Source organism: Pantoea sp. EA-12 (genome assembly GCF_030053355.1).
In the GTDB taxonomy this organism is placed as follows: Bacteria; Pseudomonadota; Gammaproteobacteria; order Enterobacterales; family Enterobacteriaceae; genus Pantoea; species Pantoea vagans_C.
Genome location: NZ_JASGBY010000012.1, coordinates 74,075 through 93,881 on the forward strand (window position 1 = coordinate 74,075; position 19,807 = coordinate 93,881).

The 19,807-nt window shown below is 52.3% G+C and carries 21 protein-coding genes; 7 read left to right on the forward strand and 14 right to left on the reverse strand.

The genetic code is table 11. From position 1 onward, the window contains the following. Positions 1 to 2: 2 nt before the first annotated feature. The 7 genes from QMZ30_RS17810 to QMZ30_RS17840 form a co-directional block, all read right to left on the reverse strand. Positions 3 to 767, reverse strand: coding sequence for an ABC transporter ATP-binding protein (locus QMZ30_RS17810; protein WP_283228395.1), 765 nt, complete (start codon positions 765 to 767; stop codon positions 3 to 5). Next, positions 764 to 1,627: an ABC transporter ATP-binding protein gene (locus QMZ30_RS17815; RefSeq protein ID WP_283228396.1), complete on the reverse strand. Its 864-nt coding sequence runs from the start codon at positions 1,625 to 1,627 to the stop codon at positions 764 to 766. Before QMZ30_RS17815 ends, QMZ30_RS17810 begins: the two co-directional genes overlap by 4 nt. Continuing rightward, positions 1,620 to 2,555, reverse strand: coding sequence for an ABC transporter permease (locus QMZ30_RS17820; protein WP_502921489.1), 936 nt, complete (start codon positions 2,553 to 2,555; stop codon positions 1,620 to 1,622). The genes QMZ30_RS17815 and QMZ30_RS17820 overlap by 8 nt, the downstream gene beginning before the upstream one ends. Continuing rightward, the gene (locus QMZ30_RS17825; RefSeq protein ID WP_283228397.1) at positions 2,552 to 3,622 is read right to left on the reverse strand and encodes an ABC transporter permease; all 1,071 of its coding nucleotides are present in this window, start codon (positions 3,620 to 3,622) and stop codon (positions 2,552 to 2,554) included. The genes QMZ30_RS17820 and QMZ30_RS17825 overlap by 4 nt, the downstream gene beginning before the upstream one ends. A 12-nt stretch (positions 3,623 to 3,634) precedes the next feature. Continuing rightward, positions 3,635 to 5,227, reverse strand: coding sequence for an ABC transporter substrate-binding protein (locus QMZ30_RS17830; protein ID WP_283228398.1), 1,593 nt, complete (start codon positions 5,225 to 5,227; stop codon positions 3,635 to 3,637). 17 nt (positions 5,228 to 5,244) lie between these two features. Then, on the reverse strand, positions 5,245 to 6,672 hold the full coding sequence (locus QMZ30_RS17835) for a M20 family metallopeptidase (protein WP_283228399.1): 1,428 nt from the start codon (positions 6,670 to 6,672) through the stop codon (positions 5,245 to 5,247). Between the two features lie 108 nt (positions 6,673 to 6,780). Continuing rightward, on the reverse strand, positions 6,781 to 7,695 hold the full coding sequence (locus QMZ30_RS17840; protein WP_283228400.1) for a LysR family transcriptional regulator: 915 nt from the start codon (positions 7,693 to 7,695) through the stop codon (positions 6,781 to 6,783). Positions 7,696 to 7,940: 245 nt separating this feature from the next. Between QMZ30_RS17840 and QMZ30_RS17845 the strand changes: the two genes are divergently transcribed. Next, a complete protein-coding gene (locus QMZ30_RS17845; protein ID WP_283228401.1) occupies positions 7,941 to 8,513 on the forward strand; it encodes a flavin reductase family protein in 573 nt (190 codons plus the stop codon). Positions 8,514 to 8,541: 28 nt separating this feature from the next. Here QMZ30_RS17845 and QMZ30_RS17850 read toward each other — a convergent pair whose 3' ends face one another. Next, positions 8,542 to 8,976: a DUF4174 domain-containing protein gene (locus QMZ30_RS17850; RefSeq protein ID WP_283228402.1), complete on the reverse strand. Its 435-nt coding sequence runs from the start codon at positions 8,974 to 8,976 to the stop codon at positions 8,542 to 8,544. A 207-nt stretch (positions 8,977 to 9,183) separates the two neighbouring features. Between QMZ30_RS17850 and QMZ30_RS17855 the strand changes: the two genes are divergently transcribed. Then, positions 9,184 to 9,930 (forward strand): carboxymuconolactone decarboxylase family protein, encoded by a 747-nt coding sequence (locus QMZ30_RS17855; RefSeq protein ID WP_283228403.1) that lies wholly within the window; start codon positions 9,184 to 9,186, stop codon positions 9,928 to 9,930. A 351-nt stretch (positions 9,931 to 10,281) separates the two neighbouring features. Here QMZ30_RS17855 and QMZ30_RS17860 read toward each other — a convergent pair whose 3' ends face one another. The 4 genes from QMZ30_RS17860 to QMZ30_RS17875 all read right to left on the reverse strand — a co-directional run bounded on the left by QMZ30_RS17860 (position 10,282) and on the right by QMZ30_RS17875 (position 12,551). Next, positions 10,282 to 10,770 (reverse strand): type II toxin-antitoxin system YhaV family toxin, encoded by a 489-nt coding sequence (locus tag QMZ30_RS17860; RefSeq protein ID WP_283228404.1) that lies wholly within the window; start codon positions 10,768 to 10,770, stop codon positions 10,282 to 10,284. A gap of 17 nt (positions 10,771 to 10,787) precedes the next feature. Then, on the reverse strand, positions 10,788 to 11,129 hold the full coding sequence (locus tag QMZ30_RS17865) for a type II toxin-antitoxin system PrlF family antitoxin (protein ID WP_283228405.1): 342 nt from the start codon (positions 11,127 to 11,129) through the stop codon (positions 10,788 to 10,790). A gap of 520 nt (positions 11,130 to 11,649) precedes the next feature. Next, entirely contained in the window at positions 11,650 to 12,111 is a 462-nt protein-coding gene (locus tag QMZ30_RS17870; RefSeq protein ID WP_283228406.1) for an RES family NAD+ phosphorylase, read from the reverse strand. Then, positions 12,108 to 12,551, reverse strand: a complete 444-nt coding sequence (locus QMZ30_RS17875) for an Xre family toxin-antitoxin system antitoxin (RefSeq protein WP_283228407.1) — start codon at positions 12,549 to 12,551, stop codon at positions 12,108 to 12,110. Before QMZ30_RS17875 ends, QMZ30_RS17870 begins: the two co-directional genes overlap by 4 nt. A 237-nt stretch (positions 12,552 to 12,788) precedes the next feature. Here QMZ30_RS17875 and QMZ30_RS17880 point away from each other — a divergent pair, with 237 nt between their 5' ends. After that, positions 12,789 to 13,781, forward strand: a complete 993-nt coding sequence (locus QMZ30_RS17880; protein WP_039336942.1) for a sugar phosphate isomerase/epimerase family protein — start codon at positions 12,789 to 12,791, stop codon at positions 13,779 to 13,781. 432 nt (positions 13,782 to 14,213) lie between these two features. Further along, positions 14,214 to 15,137 carry a substrate-binding domain-containing protein gene (locus QMZ30_RS17885; RefSeq protein WP_283228408.1) on the forward strand — a complete coding sequence of 308 codons (924 nt, stop codon included), beginning with the start codon at positions 14,214 to 14,216 and terminating at the stop codon, positions 15,135 to 15,137. A 370-nt stretch (positions 15,138 to 15,507) separates the two neighbouring features. Here QMZ30_RS17885 and QMZ30_RS17890 read toward each other — a convergent pair whose 3' ends face one another. Further along, positions 15,508 to 15,900, reverse strand: a complete 393-nt coding sequence (locus QMZ30_RS17890) for a tautomerase family protein (RefSeq protein ID WP_283228409.1) — start codon at positions 15,898 to 15,900, stop codon at positions 15,508 to 15,510. Between the two features lie 103 nt (positions 15,901 to 16,003). On the opposite strand from QMZ30_RS17890, the gene QMZ30_RS17895 reads away from it, so the two are divergent. Both QMZ30_RS17895 and QMZ30_RS17900 read left to right on the forward strand, forming a co-directional pair. Beyond that, the gene (locus QMZ30_RS17895; RefSeq protein ID WP_283228410.1) at positions 16,004 to 16,885 is read left to right on the forward strand and encodes a LysR family transcriptional regulator; all 882 of its coding nucleotides are present in this window, start codon (positions 16,004 to 16,006) and stop codon (positions 16,883 to 16,885) included. 79 nt (positions 16,886 to 16,964) lie between these two features. After that, positions 16,965 to 17,771, forward strand: a complete 807-nt coding sequence (locus QMZ30_RS17900) for a creatininase family protein (RefSeq protein WP_283228411.1) — start codon at positions 16,965 to 16,967, stop codon at positions 17,769 to 17,771. A 13-nt stretch (positions 17,772 to 17,784) separates the two neighbouring features. Here QMZ30_RS17900 and QMZ30_RS17905 read toward each other — a convergent pair whose 3' ends face one another. Further along, entirely contained in the window at positions 17,785 to 18,681 is an 897-nt protein-coding gene (locus tag QMZ30_RS17905; protein WP_283228412.1) for a LysR family transcriptional regulator, read from the reverse strand. Positions 18,682 to 18,787: 106 nt separating this feature from the next. Between QMZ30_RS17905 and QMZ30_RS17910 the strand changes: the two genes are divergently transcribed. Beyond that, positions 18,788 to 19,798, forward strand: a complete 1,011-nt coding sequence (locus QMZ30_RS17910; RefSeq protein ID WP_283228413.1) for a BMP family protein — start codon at positions 18,788 to 18,790, stop codon at positions 19,796 to 19,798. Positions 19,799 to 19,807 lie beyond the last annotated feature (9 nt).

Here is a 19,807-nt window from a genome sequence, read left to right on the forward strand (position 1 = left end):
GCTTAGGCCTCACTGGCTGCTAAAAACTCACGGGTGTAAGCCTCGCGCGCATCGCCCTGACGCACACTGTCGTCACTCAGCTCTTCGAGTAATTTCCCCTGATGCATAATGCCGATGCGGCGGCACAGATGCGTCACCACCGCTAAGTCATGGGTGACCATCAGATAAGTCAGGTTGCGCTGCCGTTGCATGCTGCTCAGCAGATTGAGGATTTCCGCCTGTACCGAAACGTCCAATGCGGAAGTGGGTTCATCCAGTAACAGCACGGAGGGTTCGAGGATCAGCGCCCGGGCAATTGCCACGCGCTGACGTTGGCCGCCGGAGAGCTGATGGGGGTAGCGATAACGAAAAGCATCCGAAAGACCCACTGCCTGCAGCACCTCACTGATACGCGCTTCATGGCGATCCAGCCCGTGCAGTTTCAACGGTTCACGCAGACTGGCCCAAACCATCTTGCGAGGGTGCAATGACGCGTAAGGGTCCTGAAACACCATCTGCACCTGACGATAGAAGGGCTTGTCACGCTGCGGCTGCTGTTCCTTGTTGTTGAACAGGATGTGGCCCTGATAATCATGATTTAAGCCCGCCAACGCGCGCAATATCGTCGATTTCCCACAGCCTGATTCGCCTATCAGCCCATAACACTCACCCTGAGCCAGCGTCAGGCTCACGTTATCTACCACCTGACGGCGTTGAGTTCCGTTTCCAAAGGCAATGCTGACGTCTACCATCTCAATACTGCGCTGTGCACCAGGAATGGGATTCATATCGCGACTCCATCTCGAAAGCAGGGACCGGTGAGCCAACTGGCGTCACGTGATGGCACCCGCAGCATCTCCAGCGGTTGATGCAGGCGTGGCTGACTGGCGAGCAGGGCTTGGGTATAGGGATGCTGCGCCTGCTCCAGACGATCCGCACGGATCTCCTCGACGATGCGTCCGGCATACATCACCAGTACACGATCGCAGAAGCGTGAAACCAGGTTGAGATCGTGGCTGATAAACAGCAACCCAGTTTGTCGCCGGGCAAGTTGCTCGTTGAGAATGCTCAGCACCTGCTGACGCACAGTGACATCCAGCGCCGAGGTCGGTTCATCGGCGATGATCAGATCTGGTTCCGGAATCAACATCATGGCAATCATCACACGCTGGCCCATGCCACCGGAGATTTCATGTGGATAAAGCCGGGCAACTTTTTCCACGTCACGGATGTGGACCGACTCCAGCATCGACATGGCGCGTTCGCGGGCTTCGCTTTTACTGACGCGATGATGCAAGCGGTAAGCCTCGGCCACCTGTTCCCCCATACGCATCAACGGATTAAGCGAAAAACGGGGATCTTGCAAGATCATTGAGATGCGGTTACCCCGGATCTGGCGCATCTGCTTTTCACTGCTGTTCAGCAAATCAATCTCGCCAAACTGCATCTTTTCAGCGCTGACGCGGCCAATCTTTGGGGTGAGTTGCAGTAACGCGCGGCAGGTTTGTGATTTACCCGACCCGGATTCACCCACAATCGCCACTTTCTCGCGGCCAACCTGAAAAGAGACGTCACGCACCGCGTGCTGTTCACCGTGTGCACTACGAAAGACGATATTCAGGTTCTTCACCTGCAGCAGATTATTCATGGCGGATATCCATTACGTCGCGCAGACCATCACCCAACAGGTTGAAGGCCAGACTGGTGAAGAGAATCGCTAAACCGGGGATGGCGGCGATCCAGCCATTGGTCAGCATAAACTCGCGTCCGGATGCCAGCATGGCCCCCCATTCGGGGCTGGGTGCTTGTGCGCCTAAGCCCAGAAAGCCAAGGCCCGCAGCGGTAAGGATGATGGCGGCCATATTGAGCGTGACGCGCACCACCACCGAAGGCAGGCACATGGGCACAATATGGTGGACGATAACGTGCCAGGCCGATGCACCTTGTAGCCGAACCGCCGCAATGTAATCCATTTTGCGGATGGCCAAGGTCTCGGCACGGGCCAGGCGAGCAATCGGCGGCCACGCCGACAGTGAGATGGCAATTATCGCGTTCTCTATGCCAGGACCCAGCGCGGCCACAAACGCCAGCGCCAGAATCAGGCTCGGAAACGCGAGGAAGATATCCACCAGGCGCATCAGTACGGTATCGACCCAACCGCCAAGGTAGCCCGCAGTCGTCCCGACCAGCAGGCCGATGGGTGTAATGATCAACGCAGTGAGTCCCGCGATATACAAGGTGATGCGAGCGCCATACAGCAGGCGGCTAAACATATCGCGTCCCAGCTCATCGGTGCCCAGCCAGTGTGATGAGGAGGGCGGCTGCAAACGTTGAGCGAGGTTTTGCACATAGATATCGTGATTCACCAGCCATGGCGCGAACAACGCCGCAAACACAATCACCAGCAGCACTAACAGGCCAAACAGGGCAGAGTGGTTGGCACAAAAACGCCGCCACTGAATCCACATTAATTGCATCTTCGCCTGAAACGGTGACTGTGGTGCGGGGTCGCGCAGCCAGGCGCGCAGTCCATGTGAAACGGGAATGTTCAAAGGTTTGTTCACAGAATCGGTCATGCTTCCTCCTGACGCGTGCGCGGATCAAACAGGCGATAGAGCAGGTCACACAGCAGATTGATCGCCACAAAGATGGCACCAATCAATAACGTGCAGCCAACCACCGCGTTCATATCACCCGCCAGTAAGGCGTTAGTGAGATAGCGGCCAAAGCCCGGCCAGGCAAACACCGTTTCCGTTAACACCGCCCCCTCCAGCAGCCATGCCCAGGAAAGTGCCACCACCGTCAGCGTTGGCACGGCAATATTGCGAAAGGCATGAACCCAGACGCAGCGGGACCAGGACATCCCTTTAACCCGCGCGGTGATGATGTATTCCTGTGAAAGCTGCTCCAACATAAAGCTGCGTGTCATACGGCTGATGTAAGCCAGGGCGCTGAGCCCTAAAATGGATGCCGGCAGGATGATATGACCGAACACGTTGCGAAAGACCTCCCAGTTACCGCTAAGCGCGCTGTCGATCAGCCAGAATCCGGTGACGGGGTGCAGATCAAATTCGTAGATGAAGTCGATGCGCCCTGGGCCGCCGATCCATCCTAAGGTGGCGTAGAACAGCAATAATCCCATCAAGCCGAGCCAGAAGTGCGGGGTGGAATAACTCAGCAGCCCAACAAAACGAATCACGTGATCAAACCAAGTGTTGCGGTACATCGCTGCGTATACGCCTGCTGGAATGCCAAACCCCACACCGATGATTGCCGCCACGGTTGCCAGCTCCAGCGTGGCAGGAAATACGCGAGCGATATCCTGGGCCACCGGGTGGCTGGTGGTGAGGGCAACCCCAAAATTGAGGTGCAGCAGTTGCCAGACGTAATCAACAAACTGCTGCCATAACGGCAGATCTAACCCCAACTGGTGGAACATCTTGTCGTACGCTTCCTGGCTGGCGTTATCACCGATAATCGCCACCACAGGGTCGATAGGCAGCAGCCGACCGATGAAAAAGGTCAATGCCGCCAGGCCGAGCAAGGTGCAGATAATGGAGATCAGCCCGCGAGCGAGGCGTCTTAACAGACGCCAGCCAGCGGAGGGGGAGTTATGCGCAACGGGCAAGGTTACCTGTGACATCAGCCACCTCCTTTATTTGCTTGCGGCACCGTACCAGACGCGAAAACCGTTCCAGGTCCAGTTTTTCACTGCAGGGCTAATCCCCGCGCTGTTATACATCTGGAACATGATGGCCATCGGGCCTTGCTGCATCTGCTCTTTCTGCAAATCGGCATACAGGGCGATGCGTTTGGCGTCATCCGGTTCCAGTAAAGCGGTCTCCACTTTTTGGTTCATCTGCGGATCGTAATAAGCCGCACGCCAGCTGGGATACTGAGTGGCACGCGCTTCTTTACTGTTGTCCGGGTTGTACACCAAACGTGAGGCGTTGCCGTAGGCATCGGGCACTGAGGTTTGCCACGCCATCATGGCGCTCTGGAATTCACGTCCACGCACACGGCTGAACAGCTGGGCGTTTGCCATGCGTTCCAGGTTGAGTTTCACGCCGATTTTCGCCGCGTTCTGCTGCACGCTCTGGGCAATGGGGGCTGAGTGGGGTAAGGTGCCGAACAACACCGCCGTGCTAAAACCGTTGGGGTAGCCCGCTTCGGTTAATAACTGTTTGGCTTTATCCAGGTCGAGATGGAAAGGTTGGCCCTGTTTAGCATCCAGCGCGCCGAAAGCTCCCTGCTGGACAAAGCTGGCACGTGGTACGCCGAGATAGGGCATCACGCTTTTTGCCAGTCCGTCGTAATCAATCAGATAACGCATGGCGAGGCGCACTTTGGCATTTTTGAAAATCGGATCTTCGTTATTGAAGGTCCAGAAAAACAGCTGAGGTTTCAGGACTTTTTCGACTTTAACTTTGCCACCTTCATCCAGCGCTTTTAGATCATCTGCCGAGAGATCGCGGGCGATATCAACATCCCCCTGTGTGACCAGCAGCCGTTGGGTACCGGTCTCTGCCACATGGCGGATCAAAATGCGTTTTAGCACCGGTGCGGTGCCCCAGTAGTTTGGCGTGGCCTGCAACACCACACCTTCACCGGCATTCCAGCGTACCAACTGATAGGGACCCACGCAGGCGGTGTGTGTGGAGAGATATTTATGGCCGAGGTCCCCGTCTACCGCCTGTTTCTCGACTTCTTTACGGTTGATTAATGAGGAGACGTTATTGGCCGCAATCGCCTGCAGCACCAGATTGGTGGGATAGGCTTTGTCGAAGGTCATGACCAGTGTTTTGTCATCCGGTGCCGTGATACGGCTGTCGACATTATCTTTATCAAATCCGTACTCCTTGATCGCCGCCGCATTGCCGTAGCCGAGTTTCACCACACGCTGCATCGACCAGGCTAAATCGCCTGCGGTAGCCGCTGAGCCATCGGCAAATTTCAGGTTGTCCTGTAAATGGAAGGTGATGGTTTTACGATCCGCTGACACCTCCCAGCTTTTGGCCAATGCCGGATCGAGTTGCGTTTCATCACTCACCCGGAAATCAACCAGCGTGTCACAGGTATTGGAGTAAATTTCGCTGGTGACCACTTCGCCAATCTGAGCCGGGTCCCAAGTGCTGATGGCATCAATATTCCATGCCATCACCAGCGAATCTGCCGGTGTGGCCGCCTGCGCAGAAGTACAGGAAGCCGCTGCCAGCGTCAGTGCGGCAGTCAATGTGGTAATTTTCATGCGTCTCTCCTGAGGCGTTATAGGTTGTCCGGGCGCGGCTGGATTGGTGGTTTGACTTCGGCGGGAATGGGGCAGTGATAAGGTTTTTCGCTCACTTGCTCGAAATGCGCTTTTTTCATCTGCGCCAGCAACATTTTGTCGGTGAGTACATCCACGGCGGTGGCGGCCATCACTTTGGCAACATGCACTAAACCTTTGTGGGCGGCCGGCATTTTTCCCTGAGCGGTTAGCTGCCAGGAGTGGCCAGGTGTGCCAATGGCCATAGTCGGAACGTGCGCCTGCACGGTGGGGATCACCCAACTGACATCGCCCACGTCAGTCGATCCGATCATCACTTCACCGTGGGTATCGAGCGGGATGATGTAATCACTGAGGGGTTTAGGCTGCGCTGGCTTAATGCCGGTTTTGCGATAGCAGTTATCAATCTCTTCTGCCGTCAGCGTGGCCTGAATGTCAGCGGCAAACGCCAGGTCAGCCGAATCGAAAGGCACTGGCCCCAGGGCTTCGAGATTGCGCTGCATCGCTTCTTCCAGTGGACGATTGCCCAACAGGTTTGAGACAGCGCTCATGATGCTGATATCCACTTCGGTATCGGTCATGATAGCGGCACCTTGCGCCACGCGTTTTACACGCTCGTTGAGTTCAAACATAGCGTGCACATCGCGTGAGCGAATGGCATAACGCACGGTTGATTTGGCCTGCACCACATTTGGCGCCACGCCGCCAGCATCAAGGAAGGCATAGTGAATACGTGAATCTTGTGGCACGTGTTCACGCAGAAATTGCACCCCAACGTTCATCAATTCTGCGGCGTCCAGTGCGCTACGGCCAAGATGGGGAGAGGCTGCCGCGTGAGATGAACGGCCACGGAAGGCGAAATCCATACGCGTATTTGCCAGTGACAGCGGTTTCGCCACTTCATGATGTGCGCTTGGATGCCAGGTAATCGCCACATCGACACCATCAAACGCACCGGCACGTGCCATAAAGGATTTCGCCGCACCGCCTTCTTCTGCCGGGCAGCCGTAGTAACGCACGCGACCAGGTAAGCCTGACTCTTCAAGCCAGGATTTCAATGCGGTGGCGGCCAGCATGGCGGCTGAACCCAGCAAATTGTGTCCACACCCGTGACCATTGCCATTGCCTGGAAGCGGGGAGTAACTGGCGACACCCGCAGCCTGGCTCAGGCCTGGCAGCGCATCGTATTCGCCGAGGAAAGCGATAATAGGGCCACCTTCTCCGGCTTCGCCCATCACGGCGGTGGGAATGTCTGCCACGTTTTCCGTCACGCGGAAACCTTGCTGTTGCAACATGGCGGTATGTTCAGCTACTGAGCGATATTCGGTATAACAAATTTCCGGCATACCCCAGACACGATCGCTCAAGTCGCAAAACACCGCTTGATGTTCTTCAACCCATTTCCAGACTAACGCTTTGTTTTCCATTGTGGCTCTCCGCTGATTCATCAGGATGAGCCACCACAATGGAGTACTTCAGCGTTTTAAAGCCAATGAGCAATTCACACCCCCCATTCCAAAACGACATAGTTTCGGTTAGGCGACGTTAACGGCCTCTCCGTTACAGGCGCGCAGCCAGATTTGTTCTGCCTGCGGGTTTTGCAAAACAGGCTGGCGATAGAGCCGGATAGCGAGTGAAATGTCCCAACTGCTGTCATCTGCTCGCACCAAACTGCCACTGGCCAACTCTTCATGAATCAAGCTCAACGGCAGCCACGCCACGCCGCCACCGGCCAACACCATGGCTTTAAGATTCACCGACATACCGTTTTCATATACCGGTTCAAGTGGCAGCGGGCGTTTGATCAACATTTGCGCCAGCGCGTGGGCGAAAAAGGTGTGTTGGCCATAACTCAGCCAGGGAATAGCACCGCCGTCAGCGCTCACCGGATAGAGAGGCTTACCACCGCTATCTGGACGACAGACGGCAATAGCGCGTTCACGCCCCAGTTGCACCATGGGATAAGGGGCGAGTTGGTGGATCAGCGACACCGCATCATGCGCATAAGTGAGGAGAAAATCGGTTTCACCACTGTGCAAGGTGGCGATATGCTCTGCGAAAGTCGGTTTTTGATTACACAACCGGATATAACTCAGGTTGGGTTGCAAATTGAGTCGTTGGATCCAGTCCGGGAAGAAGGTCAGCGAAAGGGTATTTAACATCGCGAAGCGCAGCACGGCAGTGCGCGAACTGTAGCGCTGATGCAAGTCATGCCGAAGATGTGTCATTGAAAATACCGTTTCGCTGGCGGTCGCGAGAAAGGTTTGTCCTTCCGGTGTGAGGGTAACGGGATAGGTGTTGCGATCAAATAGCGGCACACCCAGCCACTCTTCTAACTGGCGAATACGGCGGCTAAGCGCCGACTGGGTGATATGCCGTTCATCTGCAGCGCGAGTGAAACTATAACAGCGGGCAACACTGAGAAAATCTTCGAACCATTTCAACTCCATAGCACTGACCTCTTTGGATGAATGGGAAAACAGCTTCAGCGGTAGACACCTTTTGTTACAGGCAAGAAATGCGCCAGGCTTTATTAATGGACGGATCGCGTTATTTCAAGGGTTATACAGGTGAGAAAGGCATAGCGTGGGGCAATAATTGCACCTGCCGGGTGCAGTGAGGTTTCCCCGCCACAGGGAAAATGTTATTGATCTGTGCAATAAAATGTTTGAACCCAATAAGATGGAAATGACACATGACTTCCCATATCAAACCTGTTGAACTGGAAAGGGCGTATCGTCTGATTAACCACGGCCCGACGACGTTGGTTTCATCTCGCCATGATGGAATTGATAACATTATGTCTGCCTCCTGGGTATGTGGCCTGGAATTCAAACCGGCGAAGCTGACGGTGGTTCTCGACAAATCCACCTTCACCCGCAAGCTGATTGAGCAGAGCAACAAGTTTGTTATTCATGTCCCGACTGCGGGTCAGGCAGAGATGGTGCATTATCTGGGAACGCATTCTCGCAGTGATGAAACGGACAAACTGGCGGCTTCCGGTGTGCAACTTTTCCAGTTACCGGACAGTGAACTGCCTTTGGTAGCGGGATGTGCAGCCTGGTTATACTGCGAACTTATTCCTCTACCGCAAAACCAGAACGATCACGACCTGTTTATTGGCGAGATAAAAGGTGCCTGGGCGGATAACCGCGTGTTTAAACAAGGGCGTTGGTTATTCGAAGATGCGCCTGATGAGATGCGCAGTTTGCACTATATCGCGGGCAAACGTTTCTATAAAACGGGTTCACTGCTGGATGTTGAGTAACCGTGAATCCCGCTGTTTATAACGTTACTTAGTCAAGATTGGCTTTACGCATCGGCATTTGATCAATGGTGGAAAATAACACCTCTGTATTCAGGGGTGTGGTTTCACGCATTTTCATGCCGCCATCTTTTCCCACCAAAACCACTTCAAATCCTTTGGGGTTAAGTTGTCTGCGCAACTGGCCTTTATCGTTGGGTGAGGTGTCGGTTAATACGATGATATCGCGCTCAGCCAGTGCCGTTTTATTCTTCTCCAGCATCGCCATCTGCTCAACATAGGCAGTATCGCTTTTGGAGGGAGCGAAAATCACCAATGGACGATTGTGCCAACGATACGTGTTGAGATCGGCGGTACTGGGCGATAAAGACTGGAATAGGGGGCTGCCAGCCGCATGAGCCAGGCTACCGCTCAATATAAAGAAAATGACAATCGTCATACCGGGTATTTTCGACAGAATTGACATGATGATTTCCCCTACGTTGTGAATGAATATTAAGAGTAGCGGAAGCACCGGCGTGGAAGGCTCATTTCACATTTATTTACCCATGCCAGGTCATATCGATTAATGAATTTCTCTCATAGCGCCTTCCTCAAATAAGCAATTTATCCTCCCACCATGGCAACCTACACTGGGAATCATGCATTCCCGAAGCGTTGAACCGAGGAAAAGATGAAGAATATCAATAGCGCGTTAATCATGTGTGCGGCCATGGCCAGTTCAGTGGGTTTTGCCGAAATGACTTCTGAACCGGAACGGAAAAAAATTGAAATTCAACTGCAAAAACAGCGACATGCACTCACTGAACAGCAAAAGGACATTGCATTGATTGCTGCATACGCGGCCGTCGGTGAGATGCAGGGTTTACGTACAGCGTTGGAGCGTGGTTTGGATGCAGGATTAACGCTGAGTGACTGCAAAGAAGTATTGGTCCAGCTTTATGCCTATGCCGGTTTCCCACGCAGCCTTAATGCATTGACTGAGTTGATGAAAGTGGTTGAGACACGTCAGCAGCAAGGTAAAAAGGATGAGGCAGGCAACGAGCCGAACCCAATGCCATCAGCCGAAGCGATGCTGGCTGCAGGAACGCAAAATCAGACCGCATTGGTAGGCGCACCGGTCAAAGGGCCAATATTCGAATTCGCGCCGGCAATCGACCAGTATCTTAAAAGCCATCTGTTTGGCGATATCTTTGTTCGCGATAATTTGAGCTGGAAAAACCGCGAACTGGCAACCGTAGGCGCGCTTTCAGCAATGAGTGGTGTCGAATCTCAACTTAAATCGCATTTAAACGTGAGCATGAACGTTGGATTCAGCGCGGATCAGTTGTCGGAGTTGGTGCCATTCTTTGAGGATCAAGGGCAGAACAACACGGCAGAACGATTGGCATCAGCGCTACAGGCGGTGCGCCAGAATTAAGGCGTATGCAAGCCGGTGAGTTGGTGTGCATCAATGCGTACACGACAAAGAAGCACATACATTCTTGGGTCGTCATTTAAGGCGACCGACAGCGTTTAACTGACAAGCATGACGCAGTTAATGAGTGCATGGGCTTTAAACATCATGATTTATCTCTAGATATCAATGCTCTATAAAGGTACGGGTAATGTATATTATGTTAAATTAATGAACGATAACCGATGAACCTTGCTTAAAGAACTTATGGTATCTGACTACCTTTTACAGTGACCCTGAATGATGAAAGACATGATGAGGGAAAATGTTTAAACCAAAATTCAAATAAGGCCCGATTAAACGAGCCGAGTTTAACTACTCTGAGAGAAAGCCGGAAATTGACGATCCTGCAGTTGCAGATTTTGCCTGACGGAGAAGTATATCCCAGTCATCCGGAGGATGGCCCGCGTTCAGCATCCCGGTAAACACCTTATACGCATCCGTTTTAGAACCATAGGCACGGAGCGTATCAAAGCCATTCACCCAGCCAATCACAATGGTTTTGTGTTCAGCACTGCAACGATAAAACAGGCGGAACTGCTGCAAAAATTTTGCGCGGAACCAGTGTTTATACTCATCGCCCAGCGTACTTCCCTGACGGAACTGCGTATGAAAAGGATCGGCAACAATACGCTCTTCAATGACTTGCTCGATCGCTTTCAGGAGCTTTGTTTCTTTCTTCCGCTGATACTCATCCGGTTTGGTTGCCTTTAACTCGGCCACAGTTTCTGCAAGCTGACCAATTTGCTCCAGAAAGCAGTTGTGAAAGCATATTTTCCAGCCGTTAATCTCTAAAACATCCATGCAACCTCACTTACAATTTAGTCGTCTGCAAGTGGCGCATCTAAATCGACTTCAACTCCGGCAGTCAGCGCTTTAATACCCGCCCAGAATGCTGTCGGCACCTGGTGAATATTCTGCGGATTTTTTCTCATGTCGTTTTCGAGAAAAGTGAGAAACTGCGAAATTACAGCATCGTCCTGCTCTTCTTCCTGTCGAGACATGATGACTTTTCCGCCAGCCAGGAGGGTATAGTGGATATACTCACCTGGCTTTAGATGCAGGGCATCGCGTATTGCTGCCGGGATCGTGGTCTGACTGCGTTCAGTGAGCCGTGACTCAGCGCGCAGTGATACGTCCGCCATATTTAAGTTAGTCGCCATTGTTGTACCTCTTTACTTCCATCCCTCAGCACAAGGGGGCGAATATACTTCGCCGGAAGATTTGTTCCATCGCTACCCAGCACACTATCCAGGACAGTGTTTGGATTACCAGTCCGCCAGGATTTACACACTGTGAGTGATTTTATTTTCGAACAAGATAAGAGTAATGCATTTGCATTATGCAATGCAAGTGCATTGCAATACATATACATGCAAATCAGGTGTGAGTCCAGAAACAGGAAGGCCCGACCACGTTTTACTCACAGTTACGCTTAAACGTCTCAGCCGACCTATCTAAACACCCCCTGCCCGGTCATCGGTTAAGAAGCGGCCTTTCAGGCGCAAGGCTTAGGGCATTGTTCTTACACAATGCGCGCAACGATTTAAACGATGTGACGCGGCGTGCATGTCTATTTTAGATCTCATTAAAGAATGCTTTAATGAAACAACGCAGAATGAAATATATTTTTCCTGATAAAGCACATCACGACTTTTGTCGGGTTACTCTACTCATCAAAGGTCAGGCTTTCAGTCGGCTATCAAACCTAAACGGGATAACTTCTGCACGTTGAACAATTCTGTACAAATCTGGATGTTCGGGATTCAACAAGAAGTTATATTCAACCGGCGACAGCGCGCTCGGTACGCGTAACGCAATCGAACTTTGACTAAACCACCAGGCATCACCGTATGCGGCTAACTCTGGTGGTGCATCCTCGTCAGCCCAATGACGGGGTAATTCTGCCATATCGGCGTCCTGTACTTGCTCATCAGGCACTTCAATACGAAGCAGCGTAAAATATTCCATGAGATGCGGCGCGTGTAGATGCACCAAAGTCTCTAGCATGGTGAGCGATGCGGTTTCGGATGCATAAACCATTGAGACACCCACACTGTTCCATCGCCCTCCTGCCTCTTTTGCGCCGTAACCCGACCACGCCGTAGTCAAATACCTCGTCTTGGTTAGCCGATAGAGAATCAAGAATAAACCCCATGCTCCAGGCGAGTGATCAGTTTCATGACCTCATAAGCCCCGGTTTCAGAAGCCATCAGCTCTGCTGGAACTTTCCAACTCAACGCTCTGTTTGGCTCATTCAGCCATTTTTGCGCTTCTTCTTTATTACCTTCGAACAACTCAACGGCACGGTCGATAACGCGAATGATGCGCACCAGTCGTTCGCTTTGATCGGCACTGAATCGCGCTTTCAGGCTTCGACTAAAGGTGGTTGACGGAATGCCCGACATTTTGCGCAGGTCATTTTGCGTTATCTGCGCCCAATCAACGATAAGGCCGGCAACTTTGCCATCAAGACCTTCGTTGATCTGCCCGAGCAACGCGACGCCATCGGAATTGTTTAACCCAGCGACCTGCCATAAGCGAGGCGGTTTAGCCTGACTCGTTGATATGCTGAATGTTTTCATAGGAAACCTCCATTTGGATATTGAATTATAACCATATGGTTATAAGCGTGCAAATTTCAGCCACTCAGGGAGGCCACCCAAGAAAAATTTGTGTGATTACCCCGGCATTTTCATCAATCGCCGCTGGTGAACCAAGGGTAACGCGGCGCAAAATGGAATATATATCCGTAGTTGAATATATATTCACACATAATCATTCTTACGTTTAAGTCCTTACCTATCTGAGGAGTACTTCTAATGAGTGGCTACACCTACCCTAAATTCGGTGCTGGATTATGGCATTTCGCCAACTATATCGACCGCTACGCGGTGGATGGCTATGGACCGGCACTCAGCACCCTCGATCAGATCAAACTTGCCGGTAGTGTCGAAGACTTATCTTACGTTGATGTGCCCTATCCTTTCACCGAAGGCGTCACGGTGGAACAGGTTAAACAGGCGCTGGCAGATGCCGGTTTAAAAGCGATTGGTGTTACACCCGAGATTTACCTGCGCAAATTCTCTCGTGGCGCATTCACCAATCCAGATCCAGCGCTACGCCAGCAAGCATTTGAATTGATGCATGACGCGGCCAAAGTGGTACGTGAGTTGGGGGCAAACTACGTCAAAGTTTGGCCGGGTCAGGATGGTTGGGATTATCCATTCCAGGTCGACCATAAAAATTTATGGAAAATGGCCGTCGACGGTATGCGTGAACTGGCCAGCGCCAATCCTGATGTTAAGTTTGCTATCGAATACAAGCCGCGCGAACCGCGCGTAAAAATGACGTGGGATTCCGCAGCACGCACCTTATTAGGGATTGAAGATATTGGCCTTGATAACGTCGGCGTACTGCTGGATTTCGGCCATGCCCTGTTTGCCGGCGAATCTCCGGCCGATTCCGCGCAGCTGATTATCGATCGTGGACGCCTGTTTGGCATGGACGTCAACGATAACCTGCGCGGTTGGGATGATGATTTAGTGGTGGGCACCGTCCATATGACGGAAATTTTTGAGTTCTTCTATGTGCTCAAAATCAATAACTGGGACGGCGTCTGGCAACTGGATCAGTTCCCCTTCCGTGAAGACCATGTAGAAGCGGCCAATCTTTCTATACGTTTTCTTAAACACATTTATCGTGCATTAGATAAGCTCGACATCACCGCACTGCAAGAAGCTCAGCGAGAACAGAATCCATTGAAAGCACAAAAGATTATTCAAAATGCCCTTTTAACCAGTATTGAAGTTTAAGGTTACAATGCCCGGCAATAGCGTTGCCGGGCGACAATCAGAGCCTCAACTTCCTGTGTGATATGCCCTCCCTTATTCTGTTTAACTTTGATAACAGCTCAGCTGTCACATGGGTCGATGATATATGACTGTCATTGTATGTTGTAACTTAATGAACCTGACGCTTTTCATCCAATAGATGACAAGGGGTAACCTTTGGAAATTTTGCACCCGGTAGCATTTCGCCATGCACCTGAGTGCAAAAAACGTTGTTTTTGTGATCCAGGTGAAGGAATCCATGTTTGCCACGTTGACTATTATTCAACCGCAACAGAGAGTGATGATTAAGCATTCCGCTGCAAAACCCCAAAATAAGCGCCATTAGAAGGCTTTTGATCTTATTTTGCACCCGGATGCAAAACACATCTGTCACTCCCCTACAGAGATATAAAGATGAAAATAATCAAAGTATTAATGGTGATCTTCGGTCTGCTCAGCATGTTCGGTGTGCAAGCGAAAACCTATATGGTCGGCGTGGCGCTGGCTAACTTAGACCTCAACTTTGTTTCTATTCTTCGTAGCCAGATGGAAAAGCAGTTGAAAGAAAAAGGCCTCAACAGCCAGTTTGCCGATGCCAAGGGAGACGTTTCACTGCAAATTCAGCAGATCGATGATTTTATCAATCAGGGTGCGGACGCCATCATCGTTAACCCCGTTGATACCCAAGGCGTGATGCCGGTGATTGCTGCTGCGCAGAAAGCCAATATCCCGCTAATTTTTGTTAACCGAAAACCAGAGGTGAAACTCAGCGGCAAAATGGCCTATGTCGGGTCTGATTCTGCGTTAAGCGGCAAGATGGAAATAGAAGCGCTGGCAAAACGTATGAATAACCAAGGTAACATTGCGATTTTAATGGGGGCGTTATCCACTGAAGAAGCTCGTCAGCGCACCAAAGCGGTTGAAGATTACGTCAAGGATCATCCTGGATTAAAGGTGATCCAGAAACAGACCGCCAACTGGCAGCGCAATGAGGCCGTGGATAAAACCCTCTCCTGGCTGCAGGATGGCAACGATATTAATGCGATTGTGGCCAACAATGATGAAATGGCAATTGGTGCGATTATGGCTTTGGATCAATTGAAGAAAAACAATGTGCTGGTGGCAGGCATTGATGGCACGCCAGACGGTTTGCAATTTATTAAAAACGGCAAAATGGCGGTGACCATTTTCCAGGATGCCAAAGGCCAGGCCACCGGCGCGGTAGATGTCGCGAACGATATGCTTAAAGGTAAAAAGACCGAAGCCTATAACTGGGTGCCTTACCAGACGGTGACGCAGGAAAACTATCAGGAATTCACGACTAAGAATCAAAAGTGATGCCAGGCGCTTTGCGGTCGCCATAAATGGCATAATGCTCGTCAGTTAATAACTCAGGCTGCTTAATGATAAGTGGCCTATCTTCTCTGTGCGGGCTCTGCCGCCACTACTGCCCCCTCTGGGCCGTCCTCGCGCCGCTGACGCGGTACCTTCGACTTCCACGTCGTGCCGGACGGACCGTTCGCGGATGACCATCCATGGTCGGCCGCGAACTGCCCCACGCCTCCCCGCGTGGGGCTCCTGGCCCAACGTAAAAGTCTCAGCGCTGCGGATAACCCTGAGGGGGCAGCAGAGGCGTCAGAGCTTCAGGCAATGTGCCCTTTTTGACAACCCGCACTGAAGCTCATGAGCAGGCTGGGGCCGCCGAATTTTACACCTGCTGATGGCGCCACTCTTGGGTGCGACCACCGTAACCGTAAGCCGCCGCGCGCGCATCAATCAAATGCACATAGCATGCTTCATGCAAATCACTGCGCAGTGAACTTAAAGCCTGAAAAACGTCCCGCACGTATCTCGCCTTCTCAGCTTTGGTGTTAGTTTCATCGGTGATACTGATATCAAGATGGAACGCACTGCCGCCTGTATCAGCCAGAGATTTTCCGGCAATAAACCATTGGTCGCAAGGAATGAACTGAACGGTGGTGGCCATCACTGCGCGTTCTTTACCAAGCACTTCGGCCGTCAGGTCGTGAATCACCTGTATTGATCGACGCATTAGATCGCTGTCACGATCACCGGATAACTGCAATACAATGTGTGGCATGATATTTCTCCTGAGTGGGGTTCCAAATCACTATCACTTATTGCAATCCATCGGTAAAACGGGATTATAGAATGACATCCAACCATTAATCCGATGGATAGAAATGAACAGTTTTGATTTGGAGCACCTCCGCAGTTTTGTCACAGCCGTAGACGCCGGCAGCCTGACGGCAGCCGCACCGTTGCGTTTTCTGTCGCAATCCGCACTCAGTGAGCAGCTGCGTAAATTAGAGCAGCATGCGAATCAAACCTTACTATTGCGCAGCAAAAGCGGCGTGACACCGACTGCAGCAGGCGTGAAGCTCTTGCATCATGCGCGACATTTACTGGCCTTATCAGATGCCGCATGGCGGGATTTACAAGGTGTGTCACTTAGCGGCGAGATCCGCCTGGGCATCACCGATTATTGTCGGCCCGCAGATATGATCGTTTTACTGGCGCGGTTTGCCCGCGACTACCCACACTTGAAACTGCGAACAATGATGGGAAAAAGCGGTGACATTGAACATGCGTGGCAACAGGGCGAACTCGATCTCGCGATTGTGATGCGCATCCCGGGTATCCATCCACCAGGCTCCAGCACACGTGAAATCTTGCTGATGGATGAACCTATGCTGTGGGTCAGTGCTTCAGCACCCGCGCAGCACGAACCCCTCCCGCTGGCACTGCTTCCAGAAGGATGTAGTCTGCATCGTCTAGCCTGCCAGACCCTAAAACAGCATCAGTTACCCTATGTGATCCGACACATCGCCTCCGGGGTACGTGGTTTACAAACCGCCGTGATAGCGGGGCTGGGCATTGCTTGCCTTAATCGCTCCGCCGTCCCTGCCGAATTCCTCAACAAAAACTACACGCAAGGATTGCCACCGCTTCCACCAGCAGAATTTGTACTGTTGAAAGGCCCAGACGACAATAGTGAAACGTCACAAGTTTGCACGGCGTTTAGTGAAATCCTACAAGCTACCCTGTCGGGTGCGATGCCTTAAAGGCAACGTTCAGTACGAATTTTGTTGCTTCCATTGCAGCGCTAACCCGCTATGTTGAGCTTAAAAAATGGAGGTCAACATGCGTAAACCGTCTTCGCCTTGGTGGTGGGATCTCTCCACTCGGGAATTCAGCGAACTTGATATGGCCAATATGGTGGCCGTGCTACCGATTGGCGCCGTTGAACAGCATGGCCCGCACTTACCGGTGCGGGTTGATGCCGCCATCAACGCAGGGATTATTCAGCGCGCCGTCGCGATAATGCCAGAAGATCTACCGCTGCTGGTGTTGCCTGCGTTACCGATTGGCAAATCTGACGAACACCTGGAATATCCGGGTACGCTCTCCCTGCCCTATGATGTGTTAGGCAAAGTGTGGTTCGAGGTGGCAAAAAGTGCCTGGCGCGCGGGGATTCGCAAGCTGATTTTCTGGAATTCACACGGCGGTCAGCCGCAGTTAATGGAAATCGTCTGCCGTCAGTTGCGTATCGAACTTGGCATGTTTGCCGTTAGCGCCAGCTGGTTCCGTACCATCGATGCCTCTGACTTGTATAGCGCCCATGAGCGGCAACACGGGATTCATGGCGGCGAATCAGAAACCAGTATGATGCTGCATCTCCACCCTGATTTAGTGCAGATGGCTTACGCGGATGACTTCGTGTCAACCTCGGTGGCGCTGGAAAACACCGGCGGCATTCTCACTCCTGAAGGGGGAATTGGCTTTGGCTGGATGGCGCAGGATCTGCACCTGTCTGGCACCACAGGCAACGCCGCAGCGGCGGATGCGGAACGCGGAGAGATCGCCACAGACCGCGCTGCGCAAGCATTGATCAAGCTGGTGCGCGAAGTGGCGGCATTCGATCTCGATTTTCTCAAGCAGAAGCAATAATCGTTGCCGCCATCTACGATGGCGACATCATCCCTTTCAACGTCTCCGCAAACACGCTGCCAATGGCGCTGGTGCCACGATCGTGACCGATCAACATCAGCGTCTGGCTATGCTGTGCCAGTTCACGCACCGGGATATACACCAAACGGCCACTACGCTGATCGGATTCGATATCAATCGGCGTCAGAAACGTCAGGGTTTGATCCATCATCGCAGACTGACGCATCACTTCGATCGAGTTGGTTTCAATTACGGTATGCAAATTGATTGATGCCCGCGCGAACACCTCATTGAGGTAAGGCCGAATCACCATCGATTTATCCGCAATCACTACCGGATAAGGCAGGCAATCACTGAGCCGTAAACTGGCTTTCTCCGCCAACGGATGCCCTACTCCCACTACTGCACCAAGACGCACGGGCACACTGGCGAGTTTGCGATGCACCGGCTGCAATTCGAAATCAAATCCAATACCCAAATCTGCCTCACCGCTTGCCACCGCATTAGTGATGTTCTCACCGGTGGTCAACTGCTGCAGTTGCAGTTTCACACGCGGGTTCGCCCGACGAAATTCCGCGGCGGCCAGCGGAATCAAATTCGCCGCTAGCCCGCTCATCATCGCCACCGTCACCTCACCACGCCGTAAGCCTTTTAACTCTTCAATCTTCATCTGCGCGATTTCAATCTCTTTGAAACTCTGACGCACATGATGGATCAAGGCTTCACCTGCCGCGGTCAACACCATTTTACGCGGCAAGCGTTGAAACAGCGGTGTCCCGAGTTCCTCTTCCAGCGCAATCAGTTGGCGATTAATCGCCGAAGCCGAAATATGCAAACGTTCAGCGGCCTTGCGAATCGAACCGCTGCGCGCCACCTGGTCGAGATAAATAAACAATCGGTGCTGAAGCATGCTTTCCCCTGCGTTGCCTTTAAGGCATCGGTAAGTGCGAAAAATGATGCTTTTAAGATAATGCTCTTCCGGTGATTAATACATCAAAACCACACCAGGAGAACACATGATGGCAGACGTATCCCGCAGACATTTCGCGAAATTAGTGGCTGGCGCGCTGTTGTTACCGACACTGGCCCCGCTGTTGTCGCGCAACGCCATGGCCGCTAATAACAACATCAAAATTGCCCTACTGTTGCCCGGTTCCGTGGCCGACGGCGGCTGGAGTTCACTGGCGTTTGCCGGATTGCAGAGCCTGAAAAAGGCCGGTTTTAAAGTGGCCTACAGTGAAAGCGTGCCACAGGCGCAGATGGAACAGGTAATTCGCGGTTATGCCGACGATGGCTACACCCTGATCATCGGCCACAGCTTCGAATATGGCTCCGCGTTTGCCGAAATCGCGCCGGACTACCCGGAAACCTACTTCTTTGCCTCAACCTTTAAACCGGGAGAGAAATCCCCTGCCAACGTTGAATACGTCAATCTTGCCTATCTGCAAGGCGCTTATGCTGCAGGTGCGCTGGCTGCATTGATCTCTGATAAAGGCAAGGCCGTGGGTTTTGTCGGCGGCGGCGATAACCCCACCCAGCAAGCGATGATGCGCGCCTTTATTCAGGCTGCGGAAAAGACCCGGCCAGGCATCAAAGGCATGGGCGTGGTGACGGGTGATTACGACAACGCCGCCAAAGGCCGCGAAGCCGCCACCACCATGATTGGCAACGGTGCAGATGTAATCTGGCACGCCGCCGATGTCACCGGTCTGGGTGCGATGCAGGGTGCGGCAGCCGGTAAAGTCAAAGCCATCGGTTGCTATGTTGATCAACGCGACGTGGCACCGGATTACGTCGCCTGCAGCTTCCGTCAGAACCTCGACTGGATGGTGGAACAGGTCGGTGAGTCTGTCGCCAATAAAAGTTTCAAAGGCGGCGACGAGTGGCATCCCACCGTCGGTAAAGCCTGGTCCGTGGTGAGCGGCAGTGAGCAATACAACAGCAAACTGGTGAGTGCCACTGCATGGGCCGCGTTCCAGACCATCTGGCAACAGCTGGATAGCGGCACTCTGAAACCTTCGGTTTAACCAGCGAGT